General features: G+C 50.8%; 12 protein-coding genes and 1 pseudogene. 3 read left to right on the forward strand and 10 right to left on the reverse strand.

Annotation, left to right across the window (positions count from 1 at the left end; translation table 11 throughout):
• Positions 1-380: 380 nt before the first annotated feature.
• The 8 genes from QN370_RS20120 to QN370_RS20155 all read right to left on the reverse strand — a co-directional run bounded on the left by QN370_RS20120 (position 381) and on the right by QN370_RS20155 (position 5,333).
• A complete protein-coding gene (locus tag QN370_RS20120; RefSeq protein WP_322127172.1) occupies positions 381-785 on the reverse strand; it encodes a hypothetical protein in 405 nt (134 codons plus the stop codon).
• Between the two features lie 55 nt (positions 786-840).
• On the reverse strand, positions 841-1,125 hold the full coding sequence (locus QN370_RS20125; RefSeq protein ID WP_322127171.1) for a hypothetical protein: 285 nt from the start codon (positions 1,123-1,125) through the stop codon (positions 841-843).
• 358 nt (positions 1,126-1,483) lie between these two features.
• Positions 1,484-1,933, reverse strand: a complete 450-nt coding sequence (locus QN370_RS20130; protein WP_322127170.1) for a hypothetical protein — start codon at positions 1,931-1,933, stop codon at positions 1,484-1,486.
• A gap of 48 nt (positions 1,934-1,981) precedes the next feature.
• On the reverse strand, positions 1,982-2,131 hold the full coding sequence (locus QN370_RS20135) for a hypothetical protein (RefSeq protein ID WP_322127169.1): 150 nt from the start codon (positions 2,129-2,131) through the stop codon (positions 1,982-1,984).
• A 680-nt stretch (positions 2,132-2,811) separates the two neighbouring features.
• Positions 2,812-3,147, reverse strand: coding sequence for a helix-turn-helix domain-containing protein (locus tag QN370_RS20140; protein WP_322127168.1), 336 nt, complete (start codon positions 3,145-3,147; stop codon positions 2,812-2,814).
• The gene (locus QN370_RS20145) at positions 3,144-3,488 is read right to left on the reverse strand and encodes a type II toxin-antitoxin system RelE/ParE family toxin (protein ID WP_322127167.1); all 345 of its coding nucleotides are present in this window, start codon (positions 3,486-3,488) and stop codon (positions 3,144-3,146) included. Before QN370_RS20145 ends, QN370_RS20140 begins: the two co-directional genes overlap by 4 nt.
• 450 nt (positions 3,489-3,938) lie before the next feature.
• Positions 3,939-4,496, reverse strand: a complete 558-nt coding sequence (locus tag QN370_RS20150) for a winged helix-turn-helix domain-containing protein (protein WP_322127166.1) — start codon at positions 4,494-4,496, stop codon at positions 3,939-3,941.
• Positions 4,497-4,892: 396 nt separating this feature from the next.
• A complete protein-coding gene (locus tag QN370_RS20155) occupies positions 4,893-5,333 on the reverse strand; it encodes a GNAT family N-acetyltransferase (protein ID WP_322127165.1) in 441 nt (146 codons plus the stop codon).
• A gap of 446 nt (positions 5,334-5,779) precedes the next feature.
• Between QN370_RS20155 and QN370_RS20160 the strand changes: the two are divergent.
• Both QN370_RS20160 and QN370_RS20165 read left to right on the forward strand, forming a co-directional pair.
• A pseudogene (locus QN370_RS20160) lies at positions 5,780-6,687 on the forward strand (IS3 family transposase); the annotation flags it as partial.
• Positions 6,688-6,864: 177 nt separating this feature from the next.
• Entirely contained in the window at positions 6,865-7,113 is a 249-nt protein-coding gene (locus QN370_RS20165; RefSeq protein ID WP_323581805.1) for an HNH endonuclease, read from the forward strand.
• A 418-nt stretch (positions 7,114-7,531) separates the two neighbouring features.
• Here QN370_RS20165 and QN370_RS20170 read toward each other — a convergent pair whose 3' ends face one another.
• On the reverse strand, positions 7,532-8,059 hold the full coding sequence (locus QN370_RS20170) for a hypothetical protein (RefSeq protein ID WP_322127163.1): 528 nt from the start codon (positions 8,057-8,059) through the stop codon (positions 7,532-7,534).
• A gap of 816 nt (positions 8,060-8,875) precedes the next feature.
• Here QN370_RS20170 and QN370_RS20175 point away from each other — a divergent pair.
• On the forward strand, positions 8,876-10,561 hold the full coding sequence (locus QN370_RS20175) for a hypothetical protein (protein ID WP_322127162.1): 1,686 nt from the start codon (positions 8,876-8,878) through the stop codon (positions 10,559-10,561).
• A 190-nt stretch (positions 10,562-10,751) separates the two neighbouring features.
• Here the strand turns inward: QN370_RS20175 and QN370_RS20180 are convergent, their stop codons facing one another.
• Positions 10,752-11,570, reverse strand: a complete 819-nt coding sequence (locus QN370_RS20180; protein WP_323581804.1) for a hypothetical protein — start codon at positions 11,568-11,570, stop codon at positions 10,752-10,754.
• Between the last annotated feature and the right edge of the window lie 131 nt (positions 11,571-11,701).

The following is an 11,701-nucleotide window of genomic DNA, read 5'->3' on the forward strand; positions in this document are numbered from 1 at the left end:
CTCCGCGTCATTGATCAAAATTCGATTCTGACGGGAGGTTTAACGGGGGGCTATAACGCCGCTGGGTGACCGCTTACTCCTCAATGACGAGTCCAACGACTATCCACGGATGCCAATGCCTGACGGCTCCGTCGCCTCGTGGACAACGCGCGGCGTGGAGATGGTGCTGTTCATGGATGGCTATTAAGAACCGGTCGATCGTGTGATGCCGTGGTGCTTGAAGTGAGAGGCACCTGATTATTCGTAAAGTGCGCTCGCAGGACAGTGCAGCAGATCCCAACCAGCCGGACGACCCGTAGTAGACCGGGTCGCCCGGTATGAGACTTCTATCTACATCGCACTATGCGCCGCTGCCGGAGGCAGTTGCATGGTCTGGGTTGTCAGAGTTCGTCCCAGATAGTGTCCCAAAAACCTGGCACATCGTGATGGGCATTTTCCATGGCTTCGCTCAATGGGTAGTAACAGAAACGCGCCCCCGGCAAAGCCGATGAACCATCTGGTTTTTCCAGAAAAGCCGCCAGCCGGAGATAAACCGGATCGTTTTCTTCATACGGTAGGTCAATGTAGATCTGTCCGAGATAACGCCCGAAGAACGTCGTGCTGCCAACATGGCCGCACGGCTCCCAGCCAATGGTGTTGGCGTCGAGCCAAACAATGATCCCGCGGCGCACATCCAGGGCTTCCCAGTCCAGCCGCTGGCGGAGATCATCGTGAAAAGCAATGTATAGAACGTCACGGCCTTTCTGCCGGCCGATTGCATCAATGTGCCGTATTTCGAGGGGCATGGTTTCCTTTTTGATATTGACTGAAAAGTGCTACAACTCCTGCAGGAATCCAGCTTCAAGGCTCAGCATGCCAGACATTAAGCACTGAAACTGGCCCGCTTTTCTGTAGCAAGGTCAGCAAGCGATCACGGCTGATTGGTCCCTCGCTGAAACTGTAAATCAGGACAGGCGCGCCAGGGTGCGAACTCACGTAGATGTCCGCGTCCAGGTTTTCTGTTAACAAGATAATTTGCGATACTGCGGCGTCGTTGTCGACGGCAATGCGTGCCGATTTACTAACGATCTGCGTGAGTTCGATCTGTGTGAATAGTTCGAGCATGCTTGGGTGAAATCGCATCAATGGATACTCTTGGAATAGACAAATAGGGGTTGTACTTCGGTGGTATGTACGCAAAGTCAGGACGGCTCGTATCAGCTATACCCCTGGTAGATGTTGGCAACGGGGGCCCGTCATCTGATCCAGATGCATGGCCATTTAGTCCGCGGGTCATGCAAAGTGCCTTCGCTTGGCTGGCGTCACTACCGCCACCTCTCAGTGAAAGTGTGCACGCTTGTCTGCTCCAGCCGGAATACCCACCCATTTAAAACAGAAATCGGCTGACACAGTCATGATGAAGGCAGCCCATTTGAAGCCGGATGCCTTGCTAATGACTCACGATGCTGGCCGAGCCATTTATTGATGAATCAACACCGGATCGTCAGGTTGACGACAAAAACATCTCGTCGCCATCGCAGTCCTTGCGAACCTTGCCCAAACGGGCCGCCAACAAGTGGAAAATTCCGCATGCAATAAAAAAAAGGGACATATCGCCTGCAACAGCGTCACGGTGGCCTACATCACCGAACCCACCTTGGTACGTCCACAGTGCACACAATGCTGGCCAATAGTCAGTGAACCATGCAGCTTGGCCAAACAACATGAGCATGACGAGAAAGGCGTAACCACCGCTGCAACATGCTAAGAACTTCCACAGGAAAAATTTGCGTTCAGGCAGCGACGGGGCAGACAGGTACCGTCTGAAATGGAACGGAATGCGATAGAGCGTATAGCAACCTCCCATCAAAACAAAAATAAGCCCGATGAAGGCTGCAAGTGTCTCGAGGGTTTTGAATAGCCTACTGAAGAAGTTGTCACCGTTGCTGTCCATTTTTTCCTTTTATAAAAGTTCTCGATTCATGCCTTCTTGAAGTCGCGTTCAATCGCGCTTCAGGATGTTGCACACCACTTGCCTATGTCGATCAGGCGTCAACAGCGACAAGTAGAGACGAACGATATCAAGTTGGTGCGACAGGGCGCGTCGCAGGTGCCGCTGCCCGGAAGGGCGCAGGGCAATGGATATCATCATGATGTGCAGTGGAGCACTGAACAAAACGGACGATCAAATTTCAATCGGTGAAGCCTAGCGGGAATAACAGCGGCAACAACTCCAGACGGACCTTGAAAACTAATCGCGTTTCCTTATCAGTGCGGGCTACGCGCAACTAGCGAAAAAATAGAGCATTCCGGCATGCCCCCTCATAGTTCTTGATTTTGCGCACTTTCATCTCGAACTCACATAATGGACTGACGAGTCGTGTTGTAGTCCCGCACCAATAGCGAGACCGACACACCATCCGCATGACGACTGATAGCTATAGCGACTCGCGTTTCAAATCGACCGTGCTCGCATTCAACGCCGATTTCGACTCGAATTAAATGCAAACGAAGGCAGATCCGTGCTCACGCTATTTGCAAATGAGCTCGCAATCGACGGTGTCAGCTTGCATTCCATGGTCGCCGGCTCACGCTAACTGCAAATGAGATGTTGGCATAAAGCCATTTAAAATAGAATCGAAACTTCAAAGTTGGCGGTCGGCTTTCGACCCAAACCGTTCGATCGATTAATGACATGCCAGAGCTTGGAGTTTGAGTGCCGGCCAAGAATCATCTACGAAGTCGAGCTCGCTTCGAATTGGGATTCCACGCCGGAACCGCCGAAAATTCCGCCACCTTGATCAATGCCGAAAACTAGGTGTATGCCTTCGGTCAGCCGATCACCACTCTGACAGGCTTGCCAACGCGGGCCAGCATATCCACCAGTGCATCGATCGTGAACTTGCTGGTTTTTTTATTGACAACGTCTGATACACGGGGCCGCGTGACATGCAAAATCTCCGCCGCTTCGCCTTGCTTGAGGTGGCGGTCCTTGATCCATGACACCAGCTCCCCCATGAGCTGCTCTTTGAGCGCCAAAGTATGGTCAATCCGCTCACGCGACTCCGCTTGATGGGCCCTGGCGTCGTCCGGAGAAAAGCCGAGTTCAGCAAACAGGTTCGCACCCGGTTTGGTGACATGCCGAATTTGAGTATCAATTTTGTTCATTTCGTTGCTTTCCTTTTTTGCACAATGGCCCGATAGCGCGCTTCGGCAATATCCTTATCTGCCTTCGAAGTGGCTTCTGTCTTCTTTTGAAAGCAGTGCAAAACATATATCGCTTCCTCGAATTTCGCCACGTACATTACCCGGAATATTCCGGCTGTATCCCTGATGCGGATTTCGCGTGTTCCCTGTCCAACATCATCAAATGGATTCCAGTTGTCGGGATCCAGACCAGCTTGGATCTTTCCAAGCTGAAAGCCAGCTTCGCGACGCGGATCATCTGGGAACTTGAGGATGTCAGCATAGGAGGATCCAAGCCATCGAATTTCTTTGTCGTTATTCATCGTATCAAATTTTATACATTTTTACCGATTTGCGCCAGTCCAACAACGTACCGTATCGGTGTACTCAACTGACTCATTGTCATCGAGACACCGTGCGCGTTCCAAAAGGGTCGAGTTTGTACATTTGAGACATCATTGCACGCACGTCTCGACCCAAACGATACGATGTCCTTGGCTTTTGGTATTTGCAGCTATCGCGAGCACACCTGCATGGAATGCGATCCAGCACCGTCAATTGCAAGCTCATTTGCACATAGCGTGAGCACGAGTGCACGTTCATTTGCAGTTATTGCGAGCCGAGAATGGCGTCGAATGCGAGCATGGTCGTTTTCAAATGCGAGTCGCAACAACTATGCTTGCAATCGCCGGCGCTGGCTTGCATTCCATGAACATGTGCTCACGCTAAGTGCAAACGACGACGCCCCGCGATGCAATCGAACTCGGGTTGGATTACTTCTTCCCCATCAACTCATCCAGCAGGGCATCCGAATCGATGGGGATTGGAAGTACTATCTGTTTCGCCTTTTCCACACCCTCTGAGGTGAGTTCCCACACCCCTTTTGCCGAGTGACTACTGATCAGTCCCATATCTTTGAGGGCATTGCGGCCCCATGCGATCGTATTCTTTGCCTTAGTTTCTCCGGTCGAAACAGTTTCAAGATCGGCGTCAGAAATGAATCCTTTGGACTTCATTGACGTGATCACAGCAGCGGTTACTTCATTTTTGGGGGCTTTGCCATCGAATAATTTCCAAAGAACATAGAGCAAGAACGTCTCGTAAATTGGTTGAGCGGTAAGCGCCTGTTTTCTTTGATTGGAAATTTCAGAATTACCAATGGCATCGTCTTTGACAACTTTGTCTTTGCGAGAGCGAGACGTCGGCTTTGCTAAGTTGCCGTGTTCTTCGAGCAATCGTCGAATGACCGAATTTGGCGTATCAGAAAAAGGTTCAGCCATAGATTTCAGGCCATCAAGTACATCATCATCTATGCGAATAGTCGGCATCATCAAAATTCCCGAGTAGGTTTTTCACATGAGAAATTTCATGCGACACCTTCAGCATAGTCATCCAAGTTACTTGTGTCAAGTGTGACAAGTACTCAACTTGTCACAATTGGTGGTGTTTCGTATAAGTACACGTGTCGTTTTCAGAAGACGACTGCACCAGATTATTGGGCTGGCCGCCATGTGTGCTTCTGACTACTGAACGTGACGTGTCAGAAGTCCTATGCACGAAATGCCGCGAGAGGCCGAGAGTGCTCAGAAGTCACATACACGGCGCGACGAATAAAGCAGGAACCTCCGCAAATTCCGGCAATCAACCGGCAAGTTGCCATGATGCGATCTGCCAGGCGTCCGAACGTTCGCGAGGCTGCTGCACGGCTCAAGATCGGCAAGGCCGCTCTATACGTCGCCCAGTAAGCAACGAGTGCAGCCGACTCCTGACATTACGTGCAGTCGTCTTCTGAAAATGACAGCGTGAGCGGAAAGTGCTTGAACGCAGCGAGACGCGATGCCCTGGCGGTGCATTGACTGACGCAGCCAGTAACCAAGGTTGCATATCTTGTGCTGCCGCTTGATTTCATTCAGTCCTGCACCACCAAGAAATTTGCCAGAACCCTGGCAAAACATGCCGTATTCGAATGCAGTACCTGCGTCTCGTGCAGTGCGGCAGGCAGCAAACCAATCGAGAGCCTGTTGAACGGTGTAATCGCTTGAACACCATGGCATCCAACGGCCTACTGATTCGACAGATTCACGAACCGCAGAGGTGAACGCCTCTGCGTCTGAGTCAGAAAAGGACCTAAGAGTTAGGCCACGAAATGTAATTGTGGGCGTTTCCATAAGCGCAGGTTAGGGATTAGGCTGATAGCGATAGCACTAAATTGAGTCAAATTCTCAGGAACTATAGTTTGTGATTGGCCCAGTTTCTCGACGATCAAATATCGCAGCACTACCGTCGAAAGCGGTGCTCAGGCGGGTGAGTCGACCGTGAAAATGCTGAGTTAATCCGAAGTGATCGTCAACAACTCACGTACCAATGACGCTGTTGGCCGAAACCGGCCACTAAGAACCCAAGTTTGGCACAGCGCAACGAATTTGAGGTTGCTCGGTTGGTCGCAATTATTGCTGGTTCATGTCGATCTAATGCAGGTCTGCGCGATCGAATGCAGGTTCATTCGCAGTTATCTCTGGTTTGTGGGGACCGTTAGTCTCAGTTAATTCTGGTCGAAAAAACCGCTGAATGCAGGTCCGAGCGTTGTTCAATGCAGGTCGTTACAGATAGCCATGACCGGCGTCGAACAGCACGTCGCAGCGCCCCGTCGAACAAGCTCAGCGAGGAAGAACGCGACGCGCTGCTGGCGGTGGCCAACAGCAGCGAATTCGCCAGCCTGCCACCGGGCCAGATTGTGCCGGCCCTGGCAGACCGGGGCGAATACATCGCGTCCGAATCGACGCTCTACCGGACCCTGAAAGCCGCCTCCCAGCATCATCACCGGGGTAGGTCGAAAAAGCCTGTTACCCGAACCGTGATAAGTCATTGTGCCACCGCGCCGAACCAGCTCTGGTCGTGGGATATCACCTGGTTACCGGCAGCGATCAAGGGGCAGTATTTTACTGGTACATGGTGCTCGACGTATTTAGTCGGAAGATCGTCGGGCAGGAAGTGCACGTCGCCGAGTCGGCCGAGCTGGCTGCACTGCTCATGCGAAAAGCCAGCCTGGCCGAGCAATTGGCAGGGCGCCCGCTGGTGCTGCATTCGGATAACGGTAGTCCGATGAAGGGTGCCACGATGCTCGCGACGCTGGAGCAACTGGGTGTGGCTCCGTCGTTCAGTCGGCCTCGTGTATCGAATGACAACCCATATGCCGAGTCGTTGTTCCGGACCTGCAAATACCGACCTGGCTATCCGTGCAAACCGTTCGCCACGGTCGAGGATGCCCGTCTCTGGACGACGCAATTTGTGCGCTGGTACAACCATCAGCACAAGCACAGCGGACTGAAATTCATCACGCCGGCACAGCGTCATGACGGCAAGGCATCGGCCATCCTGACGCAACGTGACGAGGTCTATGCTGCCGCGAAAATGCGCACCCCTGAGCGCTGGTCAGGCGCCACCAGAAACTGGGTGTTGAAGGATGAGGTCTGGCTCAATCCGGAGCGCAACCACCCGGAAATTATTAAGGAAATTGTTTGAAGTGACGCGACAGGTAGGTTGACAGTTACCGAAAGGGGAGAAAACAGAATTCGAAAAAACAGCTGTTCCTGAAAAAGGCGGAAGACATCCCAATCAAACGTCACGTCAAAATTCTAGGAGCAGCAACACCATTTGATCCGGCCTAAGGAATACTTCGAGAAACGCGATGCCATGAAAATGGCAGGCAATTTCGGAGGACACCGAAAACTTCTGACCATTTGGAAACTGCAGAACGAGCTGTGCCTGATCTGCACAGAGAGAATTACCAAGGAAACCGGGTGGCATCTTCATCATCTGGTTCGTCGTGTCGACGGCGGGTCGGATGCGACCTCTAATCTCTGTCTTCTGCACCCTGTATGCCACACGCAGGGCCACAGTTCTGGTTTTATATTTGTACTGCTAGTTGGGTGTGAAAACCTGACTTAGCATGATTTAAGCCGGGTGCGGTGAAAGTCGCATGTCCGGTTTTTAGGGGGCGGTGGCGCAGCAATGCGCTGCTGCTACCCACCCACTTAGGACTTGCGCGACATGCCAACGCACCGCCGTGGGAGTTCGTCATCACGCCCCTGGCGGGTCGATGCTCGCGTGAAAAGAGCCGAAAGTACAATTGGTTAATCCTGGCCCTTCGTAGGAAGAGATTGATGCCACGCATGTTCACGTCACGCTTGATCATTTTCGATCATTCTGTGCTATAATTTGATTTGATTACGCGACAGCAGAAAATTTGTCGGCGGAGCTGCGAGACCTAGCTAGTTGGGTCACATGAAGGGAAATTGCAAATGCGTAGCAGTCTGCTCTGGTTTGGTCCAGGGAGATTTATTTGCAAGGCCGTCCTTCCTCGTAATCATCTTTTCTTCTTAATCATTCCTTTGATCTTCCTAACTTTAGTCTCGTCTGCATGATATGCAGTTATCGAGGCTAATTGTCGTCTGCCCGCTACGTTGAAATTATCGATTGCTACTACCGCCACCGCGTTCCAGGTCACGTTGGCAAATTGGAGTTTCTTTATCCCGTTCAGGAAAAATGCTTGTTCTTTGTTTTCCTCGTCCTTGTATTTTTTATTGACGTGAATTTCGGAAAATTGGTTATAGGCTGCTACCAGAATATCGGCGACGAACTGTTCGGACACGCCCTGGGCAAGACGCGAATCAAGGATGTGATTTACGGTACTGGCATTGATTTCCACGCCACGGCACTCCGTCGCTGCCCATCCTTCAGCGACACAAATTTTGTCAATCTTTTCTCGTTGTTTTTTTGACAGCAAATAGGAGAATGAAGGCATGGCTGGAGCGAGTTTGGTGTTTGTGCCCGTTCTTCTAAACGCGCCGACGATAGAAACAAGATCCCTTATAGCCTCTTCAAATTCATGCATTATTGTTGTTCTGACCACAAAGCGCTAAACTCCTATTTTAAGCGTAAAAGAAACACTTAGTGTAGGGGTTCCAGATGCAACGGAATGTAAAACCCGGTTTTTAGGGGGCGGTGGCGCAGCAATGCGCTGCTGCTACCCACCCAACTACGCCACTGTTCGAGGTCGTCAATGCAAAAGACGACTGCTCACATTGAAATCATGCCCCGCTGACACTAGCAATAAAAAAATATTGCCAAAATGTACTTCTATAAAGTATTTATTGTCTTATAGTCAAACTTCTTTTACCAAAATTAACCAACAAAGGGGACCGTGACGAACTCGTTGATCGCTCGAAACCGGCCACATACATCAGGCGGCCAAGCACAATTACTGATCGAGCGCCTTGAGCAAGTCGGTGTTACAGCCGCTGACATGGCAACGCCATTCGCTTCGCCTGAATGGGCCAGGTTTGCCGGCCGCTGGCATGATCTCGGTAAATATCGCCCGGGGTTCCAGCGCTATATGTTGTGACCTGCAATCAAACAAGTTCCGACCTGCATTCAGCGGCTTTTTCCGACCAAAATTAATTGTGACTGACGGTCCTCTCAAACCAGAGATAACTACGAATGAATCTGCATTCAATCGCGTCAAATTGCATTAGATCGACATGAACCAGCAATAGTTGCGATTGACAGAGCACCCATAAATTCGTTGCGCTATGCGAAGCTTAGTTTGTTAGTGACCGGTTTCGACCAAGATCGGTCGTTTGCCAACTGAAACGTGTATTCACAAATTGCGTCATTTTGACGTCCATTAAACGATACCCTAGACAACCTCATGCCAGAAGAACAAACCGACGAACAGAAGGTATACGAAGCCCGCCTCCAGCACAGACTTCAGATCCTTAAGAAGCAGTTCGAGGCTGGCAAAATTCGCATAGCCGAGGGTCTCGAGGTCGTCGAGAGCCTGAGGCGCGTCCGAAGCGCGCCAGACGGCACTATCGATCTATCAACCGTTGATGGCTTGGTGCGTTCAATGGCACTTGCCGTTGAGGCAATGCACGATCGTGAAAATATGAAGAAGTCTGCTTCAATGGCGGAGATTCAAACGAGCTACTTTGATTTCCTGGAACAGAACTTCGGAAGTTTTTTCAAGATGATGTGTGACCGCGGGCTAACACCCCACGATGCAGGAATGGCCCTTTCCAGAACCCCGTCCACAATCGCCGAACTTAATCGGAATCTGCCAGAATTTCTCAAGACGATTGAAGACTTCTGGGCTGCTGCTGGCCCGATCGCCACCGCACACGTAGAAGACATGCACGACTCGCTGAAAGGCGTGTTCGGAGGCGATTTATTTCCCTCATCCGAAGAGAACATCGCTTCAAAGTGCTCGCTTTACACCGACACACTTATCCTTCCTGATCCTTATCTGCGTTCCCAGCACATGTTCGAACGAATGGGAGAGGAAAAGAAAGCCTATTATTTCATTAAGCACGCACTGAATCTCCTTCAATATCGTGAGCTGGCCTGTGCTGATATTGCCCCGCCCATCGTCGTAATACTTCCAGATGCATCTGCCCTTGAAGATGGCGAAAAGCAGTACTTCTTCGAACTTGGGCAGGCAGACGCTGTGCTTCATGGTGCCCGAGTATTCGGGCGAAAGTTCAGTTCATTTGAGGAAATGCTGGATTTTTGCCAGGACTTGGACACAGTTGAACGAACCGCTGCCGAGGTTCGCGATCCCAAGCGAGTTTTATTTGACACTGAATGGGAAGGCTCTTTACACGAACAACTAGAACGTGCTGTGCAGAGCGGTGTGTACTCTGGCCTACTTGGCACAACGAATCCAGGAGTAATTCTGGCGTCGCAAGCTCTTGGCCGGATGAGCACGAGTAACGAGCTTTTGGTGAAGGCACGTCGCCTGCGCGGCACGCCAGTATTGGATGCTCCAACATCATGGCAGTACTTCGTTTGGAAGCTGGAGTACGATGCAGAGCAGGCGTCAGAGATTGACGGTTTGCGTGATATTCACACGGTCCGAGGCCTTCAGACGCTGGCTTCAAGTGAGATGAGGTGGCTCGGTCGTGTTCCCCCAGCAGCCCTTATTGAAGTGAGAAAAGCCGGCGCGCTCAACGAGGTACGCAATATCTTAGGAAAAGGTATAGAGGAACTTGCTACCGTCAACCCGACGAACTTTCACCGTACAAGTGATCGTGTATTCGATAACATTCATGCGGCGTTTTCCGAGCACCAGAAGAACATTGACACTCTGGTGGCTAAGAAATGGAAGTTCGCTGGTAGTGACGTCGGATCATGGGTGGTTGTGGGATCGTTGGCAGCTACAGCCGCGGCAACAGGCACACCGGTTTGGGGTCTAGCCGCATTGGCAGCTGAGCAATTGCTCAAGGCCCCCAAACTCCGGGATATTCCTAAGTCGATCAAGGATTTAGCAGATGAAACCTCCAAGCTCAAACGCTCACCTGTCGGGATGTTGTTCAAGCTCAGCAAAGGTGAGGGCTAACCTCTCGTTCCAGTGGACTGCCTGCGGCAACCGCTGAACTCAAACGTTGACAGCAGTGTCGCGCACTTGCAAAAGTCTGTATTGGGTTGATATTTTAACCTCAACATAGCGACCCATAGCGGACGTTCATGGATTCACAAAATTACCTTCTGTTGATGACACTCATGTTGCCTGGCCGGGAATGTAAGCGCTACTTCTTATCCCATTCTGATATCTTCTGATCCGATCGAACGCCACTGGGCAAGCTCGCTCCATGATAACCATTTCGCGCATTTCCCATGTGCATCAGCTGACGTGGTGCCGTACGTTCGCCTGTGAGCACGATTCCATTTGCTTGTGCTTGCATGCGAGCGAACTCTCGCAACATTTTCTCTCGATAGGAATACCACCCCTGACGCCCTTCTTCTTGCTGCAAGACGGGACCGTATGATTCGGATTTTAGTTTTCTGACTTGATTTCCGAATCGCGTGCGATCAATCGGGTACCTTCCATCACGACGCTTACTTACAATAACTTTGTAAGAATCAAACATGTCACTAATTGACCTTAGTAGGTCATCGTGATCGGCAGTTGCCCAGACTATGTCTTCGAGTTCAGGCTCTCTGTGCAATACCGCTTTTTCGTACGGCTTTTTTAACTCTGCAGTTGTAGAAAAAATTGCATCTGTAAGTCCTTGTTGAAACAGTTCCCAGCCGACTTCAACGATGGCTGCTTCTGCCGAGTACGCGGCCCACAAGATTTTTTCAGTCACCAAATGAATGTAATAGGGGAAACCATCACTCACCATCGCAATCCGCCAGTTAACATCGTCATCTAAGCCGATACCAAAAGACTCAACAGCTGAGCGCACAATCTCCTTACGGGCGTCCCAGCCCAGCCGTGGAAGCTCGACGGTCTCCAACTGGCGGTAGGCTGATTGATGCGCTCCAAGTAAGTCGTCGAGAGATTTTCCAATGCCTGTGAAAATGAATTTAAGGTTGACTGAACGATCTCCCATCTGCTTAAGCAAGGAAGCGAATTTGTTACGCTCGTTTGGGTCCGAAATGGTGTCGAACTCATCTATCCTGAATTTTGCATAAAAAAGGGCAAGAATGCCGTAAGTGATTGATAAAATGTGAGTTATCGAGAAACACACTCATC

The sequence above is a fragment of the Actimicrobium sp. CCI2.3 genome, assembly GCF_035019065.1.
Lineage (GTDB): Bacteria > Pseudomonadota > Gammaproteobacteria > Burkholderiales > Burkholderiaceae_D > Actimicrobium.

Coding starts and splice junctions, on each gene's coding strand:
- QN370_RS20145 (WP_322127167.1), bottom strand. CDS start 3,488: ATGAATAACGACAAAGAAATTCGATGGCTTGGATCCTCCTATGCTGAC.
- QN370_RS20140 (WP_322127168.1), bottom strand. CDS start 3,147: ATGAACAAAATTGATACTCAAATTCGGCATGTCACCAAACCGGGTGCG.
- QN370_RS20130 (WP_322127170.1), bottom strand. CDS start 1,933: ATGGACAGCAACGGTGACAACTTCTTCAGTAGGCTATTCAAAACCCTC.
- QN370_RS20165 (WP_323581805.1), top strand. CDS start 6,865: ATGGCAGGCAATTTCGGAGGACACCGAAAACTTCTGACCATTTGGAAA.
- QN370_RS20120 (WP_322127172.1), bottom strand. CDS start 785: ATGCCCCTCGAAATACGGCACATTGATGCAATCGGCCGGCAGAAAGGC.
- QN370_RS20135 (WP_322127169.1), bottom strand. CDS start 2,131: ATGATGATATCCATTGCCCTGCGCCCTTCCGGGCAGCGGCACCTGCGA.
- QN370_RS20150 (WP_322127166.1), bottom strand. CDS start 4,496: ATGATGCCGACTATTCGCATAGATGATGATGTACTTGATGGCCTGAAA.
- QN370_RS20155 (WP_322127165.1), bottom strand. CDS start 5,333: ATGGAAACGCCCACAATTACATTTCGTGGCCTAACTCTTAGGTCCTTT.
- QN370_RS20170 (WP_322127163.1), bottom strand. CDS start 8,059: ATGCATGAATTTGAAGAGGCTATAAGGGATCTTGTTTCTATCGTCGGC.
- QN370_RS20175 (WP_322127162.1), top strand. CDS start 8,876: ATGCCAGAAGAACAAACCGACGAACAGAAGGTATACGAAGCCCGCCTC.